This is a genomic window from Pseudomonas sp. R151218B TE3479 (assembly GCF_053629195.1).
Genome location: NZ_JBRJHV010000001.1, coordinates 5,374,735 through 5,390,627, shown reverse-complemented (window position 1 = coordinate 5,390,627; position 15,893 = coordinate 5,374,735). Strand labels below are relative to the sequence as shown.

Sequence of the window (15,893 nt, the reverse complement as noted above, 5' to 3'; positions counted from 1 at the left end):
GGGTAACAGGCTGGCAGTTCGAGTGGCTACGGATTGACAGCCGAGTGTCGGGCGGGGTTATGCAAGTAGTCGATGGGGCAGGCATGAGCGTTCCAGCCGACGAGCTTCGGCGTAGATTCATAAAGTTCTCACTGGTTTTGACGGTTGCCGATACAAGTCATCCTCCCTTCCGTTTTCCAATGAGCCGGAGCGCAGCTGAAGGGTGGTGTACCCGGTGCAATGTGCTTTTCAAGTGCTAACGCGAAGCACCAGAAGAGCATTATCTTTAGAGCTTGCAGCAGCGCTGATGCTAACGGAATGAATGCAGGCGCCTATTGATACGCATAAGATTTGCGACAGATTAAAAAGCGCAAGGCCGCTATCCCGTTCTCTGATAGCGTGGCGGGAAAGGGTCATGGATGGGGGCCGCGAATGGGCAAACTAGGAGCGCTAATGCCGTACAACTACACGAACGGCCGCTACTTGGTCTTCAAAGGCAGAGGCAGCGATGGGGCGCCCTTGGGCCGTATTCATCAGGACGGAAAAGTTCGAAATCTCCTGGGTGAGCCGCTGTACTACATAGACGTGGAGGAACTTGCGTTCTTTTCGGTCGATTTTATCTTCCAGGGCAATATACAAAAATGTCGCGGCACGTTTTGTGTGCTCAGCGACAAAACGCTTTTCACATTTTCCGAGATGAAGGTTAAGCCACAGGGAAACGAGACCGAGGAGCAGGCCCTTCACAGGGAGTTCAAAAGGAGGGCGCTAAGTTTGGCAGGGCAGATCGTCCAGGCAAAAAATGAGATGGTGCAGGCACGCTTGGATATGATCTGGTCCAATTTAAACCCTTTGCGCCGTTTCCGTGCTTTCTTCACAAGCCGAGCCCGCAGGGAGCGAGCATCGCTAGGGTGGCGTTACAGTGAGTTAGATCATGAGTTCAAATCGAAGGCTTTCCCCATCCCCTCATCGTCACTCGCGACAATGGTCTTGCGGGCTGCGGATGCAAGGGAAACGCGGTCAGACCACGACGATGAGACGGTCCGATTACACCTGAACTCAAATCGCGGTCTGTCCCCAGCTTTCTGGTTTCCGCCGATCGAGGTGGGTTGTATGGCGGCACTTGCAGCGATCCCTCGTCGTAGCTCACGCTGGGAAAGCATCCAATCAATTTATACCCCGCGTTTTTGCCCGGACACTCGCCAAATGGGTCGGAACTTATATGAGAAAAGTAATTTTGGCATTCTCGCTGGTCACACTGGCAGCCTGCATGCCTTATCGATCGGTGACTTCGCCAGATCCAAATTGGATGCGTTGGGGTGGAGATGAGCCTGAAGGCTATCCAAGAACGTTTGTTGAAAACCTGAGCGGCAATTGCTCTTTGGTTACCGAGTCGTGGTCTGATGGAAGAATCAACGGTCGTCTTCTGTGGACCAAGAAGCAGTCTCGAAAGGCCGTTACCTGCCCCTAGGCGCTTGTGAGTAGGCTGACTTCACGCAGGGAAGAAACAACCGCGATGATGAGGCGGACTAGTTACAGTGAACTCAAAATCAGGGTCTGTTCCGGTTTCCGGGGGCAATATTTGATCGTTCTTGCGCGGCGCCCACTGCCTATTTCCGATACTCTTCCACGCCTGCTTCAGGTAACCCAAGCAATTCAAGGAAGAGTCATGAACAGGACGCTCTGTACCGCGCTGAGCCTTTCGATTATTGCGTCATCGGCCGGGTGCGCCACAAAACCTGCGAAGGAACCGTTCAAAGCCCCCCAGATTTACGGTTATACCTTGAACCAGCCGCTTTCCAGCGATGAGTTCAAGGCGCTTTCCGCTACCGGAAGAGAGTCGCTTACGGGTTCCAAGGTCTACAAGCGCGTCGATGACCAAGGCGATACCTACGAGGTCGTTCTCGATCATCAGGTGCGCCCAGATTCCATTAGGAAAACGAGTCGTGCTTTTGCAAGTCAGCCTGAATGTGAGGCTGAGTTCAAGGTGCAGGTCGCCCAGTTGGAGCAGCTCCTTGCCAGTCACGAAAGCCGTACGCCAGTGCCGGGTGATCGTTATGTCGGCTTGTACACTACGAAGTGCAATTCCAATCGGTACGATCAATCCCCAACCTATCGTTATGCCCTGAACCTGTCCGAGAGCGTTCTCGTTCCTCCGTCGAAGCAAGGCCTGGGCGATAAGATCCACGATGCCTACGGGGCCTTCGGGATGACGGTATTCGTCATCGCCCTGTTGCCGTTTGTGCTGGTTGGTTTGGCTGTTGATAAGATCACTGATTGAGTTCGTTCGGTCTTGGTTTTGTGGGTAGGGGAGTAGCCCGCGATTTTGAGGCCACTTGGAAAAACGGCTGCCTACACTGGATAGCTCACTCACCGAAGGACATGGAATGCTCATCGTCTTCAGCGGCCTGCCCGGCACTGGAAAAACGACTATTGCCCATGATCTCGCCGAGACAACAGGCGCCATGTACCTGCGGATCGATACGATTGAGCAGGCGATTCGGAGCTCGGGCGCTCTTGCGCAAGATGTGGGGCGCAGTGGTTACATGGTTGCCAATGAGCTTGCCCTGAGTAATCTTCGTTTGGGCCGCAGGGTCATCGTTGATTGTGTCAATCCCGTCCTCGAAAGCCGAATCGCGTGGAGCGAAGTCGCCTCAAGGGCGGGTAGTCGGTTGGCAAACATCCAAGTGATTTGCTCCGATATACATGAACATCGGCGCAGGGTCGAAACACGGAGGGGCGATATTCCTGGGCTGAAGCTACCCACCTGGCAGTCTGTACTGGATCATGAATATGAGCCGTGGGATGAAATTCCCTGTTGTATAGACACAGCCCTGATCTCTCCGGTGCAAGCAGTCTCGATGATCATCGACCGGTTCCTGCCCGATTGGCAGTGAGTATCGCCTCGTAATGAATTTACCGGCGGTCCGACCCTTTGGAATTACTGCCGCCCGGGGGACTCCATTTCTCGAGGAATATGTATTTCTCAATAGCGGTGAGCACCGCCCGAGGTAAATGGAATGACGTCGTTCGAAGAATTCAGGGCCACATCCCATGAGCTTCTCAAAGAGCTGGATGCCGCAACGATAAAAATGATGATGCTGGTTTCTGCGAAAGAGGTCTCCGGTCCTTCTTGGGAGGATGCGACCCAGCGCCATCATGACGCTGTGGATGCTTGGCATTCCTTTCTCAATATTCCTACGAATTTTACCGCGAATCCGCCTCTTCCCTGATCGCGCTCAAGGAAGGGGACGGATCGGCTTCGTTGTTCTTCTGTGCAGAAGAGGCCACAGGATCGGCTATCCTCGTACGGCCACAGATTCAGGGGATAAGTTTCCCTTCCTGGTCCGGGGTGAGGCTGGCAGGAGCATCCGGTTTTGCGATGCTCCGCCCCAACAACCACTCACTAAACGCCCGCACTTCCACTTGCCGCTCCCGCCCCGGCACGCACACCACCGTATACCGCGCACCCGCCAAGCGAACCTCGGGGCGATAATCAACCAGCTCCCCACGCGCAACCGCCTCAGCAACCAGCACATTGCTGGCGAGCACCAACCCGTGCCCGGCGATCGCCGCTTGCAGGGCATGCTGTTCTTCGTCATAGCGCCGCAAACGCGCGCGCTCCAGCCAGCCGAGGGTACCGGCCTTGGCGCACCATGCAGGCCAGTCGATTGCGACGTTTGCGCTGCTCAGCCATGGCACGTCGATCAGTTCAACAGGCGAGCCCGCCGCGGGTGGTTGCCAACCGGGGCGGCAATAAACACCAAAGTGCTCATCCAACAAGGGCTGCTCGAACAGCTGTGGATCCGGCCTGAACAGGGCGCGGATCGCCAGGTCGATGCTGGCGTCTCGTCGCAGGTCCACCACATCGTTGCTACTGTGCAGCCTCACGTCGATCTCCGGGTGCAACCGATGAAAGTCCCCGAGCCGAGGTATCAGCCACAGGCTGGCGAACGCCGGCGTTGTGCTCACCACGAGGGACTGCGCGGCACACGTTGGCGACAGTATCTGCAGGCCTTGCTGAATATCGAGCAGGGCGCGGTGCATATAAGGGTGAAGGCGCTCGCCGTCTGCGCTCAGGCGCACGTTTTGGCTGGAGCGATCGAACAGGCGCACGCCAAGGAAGGCTTCAAGGCTTTTGACTTGGTGGGAGATCGCCGCCGGGCTGACGTTCAGTTCCTGAGCCGCCGCCTTGAAGCTGCCCAGCCGTGCGGCGGACTCGAAGCCGCGCAAGGCGGTGAGGGGCAGTTTGGCGAACATGGGCGGGTAGGTTACTCAGGTTGAGCGTGGCTCAATTTAGCTCAATTGTGCGCGGGTGCTCAACTTGCCAGGCTGTGGTCTTCCAACCCGGCTCAGGAGCCCACCGATGCAAGGCACACCCCGTAAAATCCTCCAGGCCATCCTCTACGAAGCCGGCGGTGTGCTGTTTGTGGCCCCGGCGCTCGCGCTGACCTACGAACAAGGGATGGGGTATTCAACCCTGCTGTCGCTGGTGATTTCTGCTGTCGCGCTGGCCTGGAACATGCTTTTCAACGGCCTATTCGAGTGGTGGGAGCGCCGCCAACCCAGCCGCCGTCGCAACTGGAAGCGACGACTGCTTCACTCCCTCGGATTTGAAGGCGGCTTGACGTTGATCCTCACTCCGGTGATTAGCGCATGGTTGGGCATCAGCCTGTGGCTGGCGCTGGTGACCAACCTGGGGTTGTTCGTGTTTTTCTTTTTTTACGCGCTGGTTTTTCAATGGGTATTCGATCGAGTGTTCGATGTTCCGCTTTCGGCGCAGGCTGATCAGGGTTCTGTCTCTAGCGCCCGCTGAGTCAGTGGTATGAATTTGTACGGGCGGAACGTTAACGGGAATCCAGGCAGGCACTTGCTTGGCTGTCCCTTCTGGTCTTTCGAGCGGCTAATAGTGCCAGCCATAAAAAAGAGGACAGCCATACATAGAATCCGTAGCTGTAGCCAGTGACCCACTCGTCGTCGCCATCGTTCCACAGGCTTCATCAGCTCTCCCTGCTGTAGAAAAGTATCGTCCGGCAAAGGCTACACCAAGAAAGGGTTAGCCTCTCGGCGCAAGGTGGGGGACCGGGCGGTTACGTTCGAAAGGCAGCAGCTCTCCAGGTAGTGGCGATTAAGTGGCATGATTAGCGCTCACCTAAGGAGAGATGCATGCAATTTTTACAAAAGGAAAAACGCCATTATCTGACTGACGAGTTTATCGGCACGGACCAAGGGTGTGGCATATTCATACCGGCCAACAAAGCGCTCTACAACTTCGTGCGAGAAAATCCCAGCCATACCGATCATGCGCAGGTGGCTTCAAAGGCGCTGATCATTGGTCGCAGTCTGGCGGCATCGGTCGAGCGTCGCACCAAGGATGAGGAGGATGGCTATGAAGGCTCCACAGGAGGCTTCTATTCGCGGTTGGCTAAATCTATTTGCAGCTCAGACGTAGGTTTGGAAGCGTCCCTTCTTCCAGTCGGGGAAAGGCTTGCCGGATCTGTCTGTACCGCCGTGGATAAGGTGCATTCTCGGCTCTGCGAGGCCATCAGTGCCGTCACTAACAAGGACGCAAGCAGCTTCGCTTCGAAGTATCTGCACTTCCATTATCCGACTTTGTTTCCAATGGTTGATTCGCGAGCCAGGGAAGCGTTGAAGTGGATCGCGGATGAGGAGGGGCTTGTTTTCGCTCCGACCACGGCGGGCATGTCAAAAAATTACGCAACCTACGTAAGCTTCTACATACACGTTCGTAGCCTGTTTGAAGAAGAACTTGGCCGGGAAATCAGCCTTAGGCAGATGGATAATATTCTGCTTAATCGTTACGACAATTGGATTTAGGAGACCGTATGAAGCGGACTATGGTCGTCGCGATCGCAATCGCGATTCTGAGCGGGTGCACGACGGGGCCCGCCTGGAAGATATCCAGTGAGAGTGAAGTATTCCCCAAAAGAACCAGTTTGATCGTCACGACTGGAAACTACACAGCGGGTAACTCGTTTCTTAATATTTCGAACATATTTCCAGTTGTACGTAAAGAGGGCGAAGAGATCTATGTCGGACTGATGTCCGATGGAGATGTTCGGATTCCGATCGTAACGGCTCAAATATGGATTGATCAGAACGAGGTATGGACAATCTCGTCTCAGGAGACACCTATGATCTTGGGGAAGCCATCTCTGGAATATGAAGTGGAACCACGTTCGGAGCTCACAAGACAAGCTCAGGCGCAGGGTTTGAATATTCACAAAATATTGGGTGGTTGCGCAGTGACTGGAGGGGACAAAGCCAAGGCAATTCTTAAACAGATGCTCAGGGGCAGCGTTTTAAGATTCAGGACGATTGGTATCGATAAAAACGTGTCTCCGATACAGGAAGTAGTATTGGACGAGTCGTTCTCTCAATCGCTCGGATGGGCTGGGATTGATCAGAAGAGTTTATAAACCTCTGCATTGCGTCTGGCGTGGGTTGTCTCTAGCGTCAGCACTAGCGGTCCCGATGATCATTAAACAAGCCCGCACACTCATGACAAGGTGCGGGCTGTTGGTGAGCCGAGCCTGCAATCAGAGACGCATGCCTTTGAACGGGTTCCAGCCTTGCTCGCCCTTCACTTCTTTGAGGTAGTACGCGTAGTTGGCCATGAGTGCGTACATCATCGACATGGCGATGCTCAGGCCTGTACTCAAGGGACGGGGAAACTCCATGCCGATGAGTGCGAAAATCACGCTCAATGCGATATTGATCGCCAGGAAAATACCCAGCAGGGCCAGGTTTTTCTTCCAGAGCCCCAGGACAAATAAATAGATAGGGCCGAAGAAAAACGCAATCACGTTGGCGTTGATGAGGATTTTCTTCTTGACGCCAGGCAGCGTCTTGACGGCTTCCTTGTAGCGCGAGTCGTTTGGCGCACCGTAGGTGTCAAAGAAGTCGAATCGTTCCTGCCACTTGGCGCTGTATTTGCCCGTGCTTTGTACTTGTTCAGTCGTGCTCATTTTCAAGGCTCCTGTTTTCCATAAATAGTTGTCTTTCTTCCAAGAAATCCTGTGCTCTGGTCCAGAGCATTGGTTGCTTTGGTTTTGTCGAAGATTCGAGCGAGTTGTCCGGGTTGTTTATTTTGCCGCTTTATGACCGTTGATGTTGAACATTCCGCATTGGCAGCTTGGGCGGTCGCTTGGTCTGTGACGCGCTTCACTCTATTTGTTTCAATGGCACCTACTGCGGCAAGACCGTCAGGTAGTCAGTCGCCTTGCGGTACTTTTCAATTCGATCCAGGTCTTTCTGGCTTGGCTCGCTTATGCGGGATAAATCGCTGTTTTCCGCAAGGTCAGCCAGTTTCACTCGGCGCGCGATCGGGTCGCGTGCAGCCCGCTCGATAAAGGCCTGGTAAGTCTCGCCTTCGCGTTTGGTGAGCGCGTCGATGGCGCTCAGGATTGCATCGCTGAAGCCTTCATCGCGCAGGTCGGCGAGGGTTGTCGCGGTGTCTTCGACCACGTCGTGCAGCACCGCCACGATGCGCTCTTCGTCATGGGCCAGGCGCAGCATGACCCTCAGGGGGTGCAAAATGTAAGGAGCGCCGCCCTTATCCACTTGCCCTTCATGGGCCAGCGCGGCAATCGATATCGCTTTTTCAAGGGTGCTCATGGTATTCACCTATGGCGTAGTGGCAGTTTGAATGACGTCCATTTTGAATCGGGAAATGGGCACGGTACGCGCTCATCGCGGGCTTTACGACGGATAGGATTCGCCGAGTTGACGGATATAGGTCCGCCAAGAAGTTTTCGCCATGAAGATTCAGCTTCATACTCCCAGCTTTTTCACCGTGAATAACCAGAAGAGGCGATGTTTTGGCGAGCGAACAACCCCATTTGCATGAGTTAAAGCTGAAGCACATTTACGACGGTTTCAAGCAACTGATCCCCCTCGCTCTTTTTGTCGTCGTGTTCGGCGTTGCTTTCGGCCTGGCGGCTGCGCAAACGGGCTTGAGTGATACGTCAGCCGTGCTCATGAGCACCTTGGTTTTCGCCGGCGCTTCTCAATTTGCCGCGTTGGATCTGTGGGGGCAGCAAGTGCCAGTGGTTCCGCTGATGATCACCGTCTTCGCCATCAACGCCCGGCACTTGTTGATGGGCGCTACGCTTTACCCGTGGCTGCGGGAGTTACCCGTCGCCAAACGCTACGGTGTGATGCTGGTTGTCTCGGACGCCAACTGGGCCATGGCGATGCAGGCGTTCAGTCAGGGCAAGCCGGGACTGGGGATTTTATTTGGCGGCGGCATTGCACTGTGGGTCACTTGGATTCTGGGGAGTTGGCTGGGGCTTCATTTTGGCAGCGCTATCGAGAACCCGGTCAGTTTCGGGCTCGATATGGTGATGGGCTGTTTCTTGTTGGCGATGGTCGTGGGCGGGAAAAAGAACCTGCGCATGCTCATCATCTGGACCGTGGCGGCTTGCTCATCGCTGTTGGCCTATTGGTATTTACCGGCTAACAGTCATGTCGTGGTGGGGGCTTTGGCGGGGGGCATTCTGGGAGCACTGTGGATGGAGAAAAAACAATGAATATTGAAACGGCGGGGTATGGCACCTTGCTGGTCGTATTGATAATGGCCGCCGTGACATTGGCGACTCGGTGGGGCGGTGTTTTTGTGATGTCCTTCGTGCCGATCAACTATCGGGTGCAGCAGTTCATCACGGCCATGTCCGGCTCGGTGTTGGTGGCGGTGCTGGCGCCACTGGCGGTTAAAGGCGACAACGGTGCGCGGCTGGCCCTGCTGACCACAGCGGTCATCATGCTGATACTGAAAAAGCCCTTGCCGGCGATTGCCGCCGGCATCCTGGCCGCTGCTTTAGCCAGGCAATTGTGAAGCAGGGAGTCGCCCGCCCGCCGCGGGCGATGAATCCAATTGATGCGCAGGTCAGTAGGTGAGTGCAGCGGCCTCCCCGAACGAGTGCTCTTGCACACCCGCCAGGAGGTGCAGGGGGATGTCTGGTTTCGTCTCGTTGGACGCAATCTCGAAACTCCCCACCACCTGTCCCTGAAGCGCACTCAGCCGCATCGACTCTTCTTCCTTTGCCTTTGCCATTCTCGCGTGGTTCGCTGCGATTTCGTTGAGAGTTGACACGGTACATCTCCGTTTGCTGACCAAGCATTGATTGATTTGCCGCCGCGTCAGAATTACGTCGTTCTTGGCTGCTGGAGCAAGCCGGTGCAAACCCTAAGCCAGACTTTGTCATCGGTTGGCCGTAACGTTCGACAAGCGACGAATGGCGGGGAAAGCACCCAAACAGACGCGTTCGACGTTGCAACGTTGCAACCATGCCTCAACAATAAGTCACTGATAATACAAACCGACCCATTCGAAACGATTGTGTGTGCCGGGCCGGTCCACGTCTTCTATGTCAATCTCGATCACTCCGGATCGACGCCATAGGCTGCCGGCGCGGGTGTCGCTTTTTTAAATGCCACGATCACTGCGATGCCGATCAGGCTGGTGGCGAATGCCAGCAGCAGGATCACCTGTTGCGTGCCGATCGGCGCGGCCAGCACTGCGACCAACAGGCCTGCCAGCGGTTGGGATAAGTTGTTGAGCAGCGTAATGACGCCAACGGTCTTGCCGAAATCCTGGGGCGGAATGACTTGTTGGCGGATGCTGCGCATGTACACGTTGAACATCTTGTCGAAGCCGACGACCAGCAGGAAACCGACCACATAGCCCCAAGCATGGGGGCTGAACGCGGTGATGAACGCACCGGCGGCAATCGACGTGTAGGACAGGGCACCCAGCAATTTCAAGGGCAGCGTGACCCGCGCCAGGAAGAACAGGATGACGATGGTGGTCACGGCACCGGCCGCCTGCACCGCGGCGTAATAGTCCTTGCCGGCGCTATATTGACCGATGACCATGGCCGCCGAAGTGGCGAGTGTGACACCGATGATCAGGTTGACGCCCACTGCCAGGCTGATGACCTTCTTCAGTTCCGCCAGGTTGCGGATATGGCCGAAAGCGATGCGCAACGGGTTGAGCCAGAGGTCGTGATGTTGCTCGAACGTTTCCAGGGTGACCGAACTGGTGCGCTGCCAGTACAGCATCGCCAGGTCCGCCAGCAGGAACAGCCCGGCAATCGCCAGCACTACCCAGTGCCATGCCCACACCTCAAGCATCAGCGCGGCGAGCAACGGGCCCAGCACCAGGCCGGTCTGGTCGGCGATTTGCGAGTACGACAGGGTCTTGGTGTAGGTGTAGTGCTTGAATATGTAGGGCATCACCACTTCGCGGGCCATGATGCCCTGGGTGGTCAGTACGCCACACAACGCCGAGAGGGCCACGATCCAGTAGATGCCGCCAAAGATCGCGTACAGCACCACCGCCGCGACACACGCCGCGGCGCGATAGACCTGGCTGATATGCAGGATGCGGATGGGCGAGAACTTGTCGCACAGGGCGCCGCAAATCGGGAACGACAAGTAGCGCGGCAGGGACTCGACGAAGAAGGCCAGGCCCGCCCAGGAAACGCTATTGGTGGTCTGGAACACAATCAGCGGGACGATGAACAACAGTATCTGGTCGGCCAGCCGGGAGAGGAACATTGAGGTGAAAAAAGCCAGGTAATCCTTGCGCATGGTGTTCTCGTGTCGAGGAGCGGGGGAGCCGGTTGACGCTCAATAGGCAGAGCCGGACGCATCATTCAGGTTGTGTCGCTCGTCGCCCTTGAGGGGCGGGTTGAAGACGCTGACCAGGATCAGGTCCTGGTCTTTCCCGCCGCGCAGGTAGTGACGATCGTGCTGGTCGAGTACGTAGATGTCGCCGGGGCGAATCGGGTACACGTTGCCCTCCATGTCTTCGACTTCACCTTCACCAGCAATGCAGTAGCAGGCTTCGAGGTGGTTGCGATAGTGCAGCAATGACTCTGTGCCGGCGCGCACCACGGTATGGCACACGGTGTAGCCCATGCCGTCTTTTTCGGTCAGCAACCGATGGCTGGTGCCGGCTCCCCACTCGACGAAGTGGGCGGTTTTTTCGATGTCGGATTTGTTGCGAACAAACATACCTGTCTCCTGGGTGATATTACGGCGTGATCAGTGTCGGGCAGGCCAGCGCATCGACGACAAAGTCGGCGTAACCCAGCATGGCGCTGTCCCAATGGACGTCCCGGTGCGCCACCATGGCCTGCAGGTCGCGCCAATGACGATGAAGCGGGTTGTCGCGGGTCATGGACGAGGCGCCCGCATGTTCCACCAGGCGCTGGATGGCTTGAAGGCAAAGCCGCGCCACGTAGCTGCGATCACGCTTGAGCCGCAGCAGTTCGTCCATGGACAACGGCCGTCGCGCCAGGCCGGACTCATGCAGCCCGGACACCAGTGCGGTGTACAAGGCCGTCGCGGCCGACAATTGCGCGGCGCTGTGGGCCAGCCGTTCCCTGGCCTGGGCCGAGGCTGGGGTTTTCTGCTGCCTCAGCGATTCGAGATGACAGGCATAAGCCCCTTCGGCACAGCCCAGCACGGGCCCGAGAAGGGATGTTGTGATAAAAGGCACGATCGGCACGCTGTACAGGTAGTCGCCTGGTAATTCGCTCATGCGATGGGCGAAGATCTCCTCAAGGCGGAACACCTGTTCGGCGGGTACCAGGATGTTCCGCAACAACACATCGTGCGAGCCCGTGGCCGCCATGCCGAAGGTGTCCCACGTGTCCAGTATCTCCACGTCGCGGGTCGACACCACCAGCAGCATCCGCTCCGGACCGGGCGTGCCGTCGTGATCGGTCACGGGGGCGTTGAGCAACAGCCAGGTGGCGTGCTCGATCCCCGAGCTGAAGCGCCAGGTGCCGTTGACCCGAATACCGTCCGCGTCCGCCGACAACCGGCTGTGAGGGCCGACCGATGCGGAAGCGAATAGCTGCGACCGCCCCTCCTCGAACAGCCGGTACTGGCATGCCTGGCTCAGGCGACCGGCAATGGCGGCATGTCCACCCACCAGGCTGATCATCCAGGCCGTCGAGGCGCAGGCGCGGGCGGCCAGCCGCGAAGCCTCCATCAGCACGGGCCAGCCGGGCGTGTCCAAGGGCTCACGGCGAGGGGAGACCAGTTCAAGCAACCCATCGTCGAACAACTCGTCGAACGTCGCCTGGCTCAATGTTCGATTCCGCTCGGCCTCGGCCGCGCGTTGCTGCCAGTGCGCCAGGCGTTGTCGGACTCGCTCCACCGGCGTTGGCCGGATCGCCTCGTCGAGGCCGTGCATGCTTTCGTCACGCATCGGCGCGCTCCTCTTCACGCGGCAGCGGGGCGCGATTCACATAGCCAATGGTCGAAGCTTCGAAGCAAAACCCTTCAGGCTGGTGGATCGGACCTAGCAGGTCGAGGAATTGTTCGAGTCGGGCCCTATCGTCCGTGGCAACGAACTCATAAAAATTCGTACTGTTCCATAGCAGATAGACGTGTTTGAAATGACTGGACAGCGCTTCGACAAGCTCGGGCATCAGCACTTGGCCGTTTTGCATCTGCTCCAGCATCTGCTGGCGTTTCCAGTCGATCTCTTCTTGGGTGAAATAGCGCGTCTTGAAGCCGTTGTCTTTCATCCGCTCGCGCTCCAGGTACTGCCCGACATCCTCGTGGTTGAGCTTTTCAAGAAAAAACACCAGGGCACCGGGCTTCAGCAAGGGCTTGATGTGATTGACCTGGGCTTTGCGGTCGCGGCTATAGAACTGGAAGGCCGCGGTTTCATAGACGTAATCGAACCCTTCCTGGAATCGCCTGTAAGGCGCTTCCGCGAACAGTCGGGGTTGCAGGGTCAGGAACGACTGGGGATAGAACAGGGAACGCGTCGGGTCGGCGTACCGGTCGAAGTGAGGTTGGTTGGCTGTGTTGGGCGAGGTGGTGAAGGTGTTGATCAAGCCTTGGGAATGCGCAGCGAGTGCGCGCCCGTTGCTGCCATCAAACGCATCGATCTCGAAAAAACTGAAGGTTCGAGGCTCATCAGCCTGCTGGGCCTGGGAGAGCCGCGTGAGGGCGACGCCGATTCTCGCCATTTCTTCGAGGATGTACGGAACGCTCGCCAGGAAGTGCAGGAACAGCGGGCCGGCGTCCGCCACCAGTCGGTCGTGGTAGGCCACGAGGTCGGCATCGGCCATGGTGTTTCGCAGATGGCTGGTCAACGACTGCGCCGGAACCTGGGTCGCACCGGTGGCCAAGCGATGGAAGTGATCGGCCAGGTGCAGCATCGAGCTGCTTTTAAGGTCTTCGTCCGGGCTGAAAGGAGTGGCCGGTGGTGTGATGTCCATTTTTTATCGCTCCCTGATATCAGATCAGTCCTTTGGCGGTGATCTTTCCCGAGTCGGTTTTTGGCAACGTGTCCATGAATACGCACTGGGTCGGTACCATGTGCCAGTCCAGTGACGCCTGGCAGTGTTCCAGCAGCGCCTGCTCCGTTGTGTCCTGGCAATCGGCTTCCAACACGACGCAGGCCTTGGGGACGAACCCGGCGGACTCGTCGGCGACGGGGACCACCACGACCTGTGCGACCGAAGGGTGGGACGCCAGGCATTGTTCGATTTCCCGTGGGTTCACTTTCCACAGATTTCGCGCGAACAGGTCGTCTTTCCGGCAGACGTAATACAGATAACCGTGCGCATCCCTCCGGAAGAAGTCGCCGGTACGGTAATACCTGTCCCGGCCGAAACAGTTGTATTTGAATGCCCTGGCTGTCTCTTCAGGCATCTTCCAATATTCCAGCATCAAATAGTCGCTGCTCACCAGAAGTTCGCCGACCACGTCCGGTTCTGTAATCGGCTCGTCATGTTCGTTGACGATCACGGCATGTACGCCTTTAAGCGGTTTGCCCACCGAGCCGGGGTACTGTGCAATATCGGCTGGTGGCAGATAGCTGACTCGCTTGCATTCGGTAAGACCGTAGTTGGAAAAGATATCGACGTTGGGAAGTGCCTGTCTTATTTGTTGAATGTGCCGTGGATAAAGCGGTTGGCCACTGCTGGATATATAACGAAGCGAGGGTAATTGCCGTTGCCAATGCTCGCCCATGCTGGCCAGCAGGAAAAACACCGGTGGGAAGACATGCAGGGCGGTCACCTGTTCTCGCCTGATCACTTCGAGCACGTCGTCGGCACAGTTCGCGGGTTGGCTTTCGATCACGGCCGTGCCGCCAAAGAACAACGGCATCATGATGTTGTAGACGCCGTAGTCGGAAGCCAGGGTCGAGTAACTAAGGATGACATCGCTGGCGGTATTGCCCAGGTAATCGATGACGCTGGTCGCGGCCGCGATCATGATGGGGTGGTTGACCACCACGCCCTTGGGGTTGAAGGTGGATCCGGAGGTGTAGAAGATCGAGGTCGGCAGGCGTTCGTCGATAGTGGGAAGCGGTTTTTCCAGGTCCTCCGGAGTCAATGTTTCCAAGGCGTTCCCAAGGCTGGGGGCGTCTGCCGGGAGGTCCTGGGTGGCACCGAACACAAGGATTGTCTCCAGGTTCGCCGCCGAGGCCAGCGTCACTGGATCCTCGTAGCGATCAGTGAGCAACACCCGGGCATCGGTGTGCTCCAGTTGATAGAGCAGTTTGCTAAGACTGTAGGTGGGGTGCGTCGCGGCAGTGATTGCGCCGATTTTCAATACGCCCAGAAACGCCGCGATCAAGTCTGCGCTGATCCGCGAGTATAGGGCCACACGGTCGCCACGCTTGACGCCGCACTTGATCAGCAAAGCGGCGATCGATGTGGCGCGCTTTTCCAGGGCGTCATACCGAGTGTGGACACCGTCGATTACCAGTGCTGATTTACCAGGCGTAAGACGGGCATTGTTTTCGAAGAAATGTTGAAAAAGAGGCATCAGCGATCCCTTGCATTAACTGCCTGTTGTTTCAATTGAATCGAAGACTCACCAGGACGGCGATACTTATCGGTGAGAAAAAATACACGCCAGTGCAGGGTCGAGAAGAGTATTCAGAGGCGATAGGCAGTGGGATACCGAGAGGCGGCATAAGCGTGATCTCCTTGTTGTTTTTATTGCCATCCATGATGAAGCTGTAGCTTGAAGTCGGCCTGATAGTTCCATTCAGAAGTTTGACTGTCAAGCTTGCCGGGCCGAGCTGGCGCAAGGTTTTTGTCACGGTGTCGTGACAATGTTAGATGTCCGCAGAAAGTGTGGGAAATTGCCTAAATATCAGTCTTCAGCCTAAGTAAGAATATTCTTGTAACTCAGTAGTCCCGAGTGCTGATAAAAACTGAATATGGCCTCGGTTGTGTGAGCTGGTATCCGCGGTTGCGGCTGCACGAACCGATGACCGTGCCGATCGTCTACATTGACAGGGGGATATTCCCTTTCTTGAGAGCATTACCATGTTCATATCACGCTCGTTGATTGCAGCTGTAACCTGCCTTGCCCTGGTGGCGGGTTCCGAGGTTGTCGTGGCGGACCCGGGTAACGGCAAGGGCAACGCACAATTCGATCAAGGCCAGGGCCACGGGCAAGGAGGTAAAGGCGGGCAGGGCAACAAGGGGGGGCAGGGCAATCCCGGCAACAAGGGCAACCAGGGCGGCAAGGGAAACCAAGGCGGTGGTGGCGGCGATTGGCACAACGGCCCGAGCATTGACCGTGGCGGCATTCTGGGTGTGATTGGCGGCTATCGCGATTATTGGAGCCCCGGCCCGGCACTGCCGCCGGGTATCCAGAAAAACCTGGCCCGAGGCAAGCCGTTGCCCCCCGGCATCGCCAAGAAGCTTGATGGCCGGCTGCTGGGACGGTTGCCGCACTATGACGGTTATGAATGGCAGCAGGTCGGCACGGACCTGATCCTGGTGGCGATCGCCAGCGGCATCATCTACGAAGTGCTCAATGGCGCGTTCGACTGACCCGGTGTTCCAACTGACTGGCACCTCTTTGCAGCGGTGCCAGTCAGTGAAGCGAACTTCCTGTGGGAG

Annotated in this window: 19 protein-coding genes; 10 read left to right on the top strand and 9 right to left on the bottom strand. The window is 56.9% G+C overall.

The window, feature by feature from the left end; all coding sequences use genetic code 11:
• Positions 1–432: 432 nt before the first annotated feature.
• From AB7M32_RS23220 to AB7M32_RS23205, 4 genes are all read left to right on the top strand, one after another.
• Positions 433–1,305 (top strand): hypothetical protein, encoded by an 873-nt coding sequence (locus AB7M32_RS23220; RefSeq protein WP_454251509.1) that lies wholly within the window; start codon positions 433–435, stop codon positions 1,303–1,305.
• 340 nt (positions 1,306–1,645) lie between these two features.
• On the top strand, positions 1,646–2,257 hold the full coding sequence (locus AB7M32_RS23215) for a hypothetical protein (RefSeq protein ID WP_454251508.1): 612 nt from the start codon (positions 1,646–1,648) through the stop codon (positions 2,255–2,257).
• 106 nt (positions 2,258–2,363) lie between these two features.
• Positions 2,364–2,873 (top strand): AAA family ATPase, encoded by a 510-nt coding sequence (locus AB7M32_RS23210; RefSeq protein WP_454251507.1) that lies wholly within the window; start codon positions 2,364–2,366, stop codon positions 2,871–2,873.
• A 123-nt stretch (positions 2,874–2,996) separates the two neighbouring features.
• The gene (locus AB7M32_RS23205) at positions 2,997–3,209 is read left to right on the top strand and encodes a hypothetical protein (RefSeq protein ID WP_454251506.1); all 213 of its coding nucleotides are present in this window, start codon (positions 2,997–2,999) and stop codon (positions 3,207–3,209) included.
• Between the two features lie 88 nt (positions 3,210–3,297).
• Here the strand turns inward: AB7M32_RS23205 and AB7M32_RS23200 are convergent, their stop codons facing one another.
• Complete coding sequence (locus AB7M32_RS23200; protein WP_072406993.1) at positions 3,298–4,236, bottom strand: LysR substrate-binding domain-containing protein; 939 nt, start codon at positions 4,234–4,236, stop codon at positions 3,298–3,300.
• A gap of 106 nt (positions 4,237–4,342) precedes the next feature.
• On the opposite strand from AB7M32_RS23200, the gene AB7M32_RS23195 reads away from it, so the two are divergent.
• From AB7M32_RS23195 to AB7M32_RS23185, 3 genes are all read left to right on the top strand, one after another.
• Positions 4,343–4,792, top strand: a complete 450-nt coding sequence (locus tag AB7M32_RS23195) for a PACE efflux transporter (RefSeq protein ID WP_454251505.1) — start codon at positions 4,343–4,345, stop codon at positions 4,790–4,792.
• Positions 4,793–5,142: 350 nt separating this feature from the next.
• Positions 5,143–5,814 carry a hypothetical protein gene (locus AB7M32_RS23190; RefSeq protein ID WP_454251504.1) on the top strand — a complete coding sequence of 224 codons (672 nt, stop codon included), beginning with the start codon at positions 5,143–5,145 and terminating at the stop codon, positions 5,812–5,814.
• A gap of 8 nt (positions 5,815–5,822) precedes the next feature.
• Complete coding sequence (locus AB7M32_RS23185; RefSeq protein ID WP_454251503.1) at positions 5,823–6,416, top strand: hypothetical protein; 594 nt, start codon at positions 5,823–5,825, stop codon at positions 6,414–6,416.
• A gap of 120 nt (positions 6,417–6,536) precedes the next feature.
• Here the strand turns inward: AB7M32_RS23185 and AB7M32_RS23180 are convergent, their stop codons facing one another.
• Positions 6,537–6,965, bottom strand: a complete 429-nt coding sequence (locus tag AB7M32_RS23180) for a DUF2628 domain-containing protein (RefSeq protein WP_454251502.1) — start codon at positions 6,963–6,965, stop codon at positions 6,537–6,539.
• Between the two features lie 220 nt (positions 6,966–7,185).
• Entirely contained in the window at positions 7,186–7,614 is a 429-nt protein-coding gene (locus AB7M32_RS23175; protein ID WP_454251501.1) for a GTP pyrophosphokinase, read from the bottom strand.
• 203 nt (positions 7,615–7,817) lie between these two features.
• Between AB7M32_RS23175 and AB7M32_RS23170 the strand changes: the two genes are divergently transcribed.
• Positions 7,818–8,528, top strand: a complete 711-nt coding sequence (locus tag AB7M32_RS23170) for an AzlC family ABC transporter permease (protein ID WP_454251500.1) — start codon at positions 7,818–7,820, stop codon at positions 8,526–8,528.
• Positions 8,525–8,833 carry an AzlD family protein gene (locus AB7M32_RS23165; RefSeq protein WP_092443208.1) on the top strand — a complete coding sequence of 103 codons (309 nt, stop codon included), beginning with the start codon at positions 8,525–8,527 and terminating at the stop codon, positions 8,831–8,833. Before AB7M32_RS23170 ends, AB7M32_RS23165 begins: the two co-directional genes overlap by 4 nt.
• A gap of 51 nt (positions 8,834–8,884) precedes the next feature.
• Here the strand turns inward: AB7M32_RS23165 and AB7M32_RS23160 are convergent, their stop codons facing one another.
• The 6 genes from AB7M32_RS23160 to AB7M32_RS23135 all read right to left on the bottom strand — a co-directional run bounded on the left by AB7M32_RS23160 (position 8,885) and on the right by AB7M32_RS23135 (position 14,802).
• Positions 8,885–9,091, bottom strand: a complete 207-nt coding sequence (locus AB7M32_RS23160; protein WP_454251499.1) for a hypothetical protein — start codon at positions 9,089–9,091, stop codon at positions 8,885–8,887.
• 287 nt (positions 9,092–9,378) lie between these two features.
• A complete protein-coding gene (locus AB7M32_RS23155) occupies positions 9,379–10,590 on the bottom strand; it encodes an MFS transporter (protein WP_454251498.1) in 1,212 nt (403 codons plus the stop codon).
• Between the two features lie 39 nt (positions 10,591–10,629).
• A complete protein-coding gene (locus AB7M32_RS23150; protein WP_092327232.1) occupies positions 10,630–11,016 on the bottom strand; it encodes an ectoine synthase in 387 nt (128 codons plus the stop codon).
• 19 nt (positions 11,017–11,035) lie between these two features.
• Positions 11,036–12,220 (bottom strand): hypothetical protein, encoded by a 1,185-nt coding sequence (locus AB7M32_RS23145; protein WP_454251497.1) that lies wholly within the window; start codon positions 12,218–12,220, stop codon positions 11,036–11,038.
• Complete coding sequence (locus AB7M32_RS23140) at positions 12,213–13,244, bottom strand: class I SAM-dependent methyltransferase (RefSeq protein ID WP_454251496.1); 1,032 nt, start codon at positions 13,242–13,244, stop codon at positions 12,213–12,215. The genes AB7M32_RS23145 and AB7M32_RS23140 overlap by 8 nt, the downstream gene beginning before the upstream one ends.
• A gap of 19 nt (positions 13,245–13,263) precedes the next feature.
• Entirely contained in the window at positions 13,264–14,802 is a 1,539-nt protein-coding gene (locus tag AB7M32_RS23135; protein WP_454251495.1) for a class I adenylate-forming enzyme family protein, read from the bottom strand.
• A 509-nt stretch (positions 14,803–15,311) separates the two neighbouring features.
• Here AB7M32_RS23135 and AB7M32_RS23130 point away from each other — a divergent pair.
• Positions 15,312–15,824 (top strand): anti-virulence regulator CigR family protein, encoded by a 513-nt coding sequence (locus AB7M32_RS23130; RefSeq protein WP_454251494.1) that lies wholly within the window; start codon positions 15,312–15,314, stop codon positions 15,822–15,824.
• Positions 15,825–15,893 lie beyond the last annotated feature (69 nt).

What these genes read in the sequence shown, in the direction of transcription:
- AB7M32_RS23220 (WP_454251509.1), top strand. Translation starts at nt 433, where the DNA reads ATGCCGTACAACTACACGAACGGCCGCTACTTGGTCTTCAAAGGCAGA.
- AB7M32_RS23215 (WP_454251508.1), top strand. Translation starts at nt 1,646, where the DNA reads ATGAACAGGACGCTCTGTACCGCGCTGAGCCTTTCGATTATTGCGTCA.
- AB7M32_RS23210 (WP_454251507.1), top strand. Translation starts at nt 2,364, where the DNA reads ATGCTCATCGTCTTCAGCGGCCTGCCCGGCACTGGAAAAACGACTATT.
- AB7M32_RS23205 (WP_454251506.1), top strand. Translation starts at nt 2,997, where the DNA reads ATGACGTCGTTCGAAGAATTCAGGGCCACATCCCATGAGCTTCTCAAA.
- AB7M32_RS23200 (WP_072406993.1), bottom strand. Translation starts at nt 4,236, where the DNA reads ATGTTCGCCAAACTGCCCCTCACCGCCTTGCGCGGCTTCGAGTCCGCC.
- AB7M32_RS23195 (WP_454251505.1), top strand. Translation starts at nt 4,343, where the DNA reads ATGCAAGGCACACCCCGTAAAATCCTCCAGGCCATCCTCTACGAAGCC.
- AB7M32_RS23190 (WP_454251504.1), top strand. Translation starts at nt 5,143, where the DNA reads ATGCAATTTTTACAAAAGGAAAAACGCCATTATCTGACTGACGAGTTT.
- AB7M32_RS23185 (WP_454251503.1), top strand. Translation starts at nt 5,823, where the DNA reads ATGAAGCGGACTATGGTCGTCGCGATCGCAATCGCGATTCTGAGCGGG.
- AB7M32_RS23180 (WP_454251502.1), bottom strand. Translation starts at nt 6,965, where the DNA reads ATGAGCACGACTGAACAAGTACAAAGCACGGGCAAATACAGCGCCAAG.
- AB7M32_RS23175 (WP_454251501.1), bottom strand. Translation starts at nt 7,614, where the DNA reads ATGAGCACCCTTGAAAAAGCGATATCGATTGCCGCGCTGGCCCATGAA.
- AB7M32_RS23165 (WP_092443208.1), top strand. Translation starts at nt 8,525, where the DNA reads ATGAATATTGAAACGGCGGGGTATGGCACCTTGCTGGTCGTATTGATA.
- AB7M32_RS23155 (WP_454251498.1), bottom strand. Translation starts at nt 10,590, where the DNA reads ATGCGCAAGGATTACCTGGCTTTTTTCACCTCAATGTTCCTCTCCCGG.
- AB7M32_RS23150 (WP_092327232.1), bottom strand. Translation starts at nt 11,016, where the DNA reads ATGTTTGTTCGCAACAAATCCGACATCGAAAAAACCGCCCACTTCGTC.
- AB7M32_RS23145 (WP_454251497.1), bottom strand. Translation starts at nt 12,220, where the DNA reads ATGCGTGACGAAAGCATGCACGGCCTCGACGAGGCGATCCGGCCAACG.
- AB7M32_RS23140 (WP_454251496.1), bottom strand. Translation starts at nt 13,244, where the DNA reads ATGGACATCACACCACCGGCCACTCCTTTCAGCCCGGACGAAGACCTT.
- AB7M32_RS23135 (WP_454251495.1), bottom strand. Translation starts at nt 14,802, where the DNA reads ATGCCTCTTTTTCAACATTTCTTCGAAAACAATGCCCGTCTTACGCCT.
- AB7M32_RS23130 (WP_454251494.1), top strand. Translation starts at nt 15,312, where the DNA reads ATGTTCATATCACGCTCGTTGATTGCAGCTGTAACCTGCCTTGCCCTG.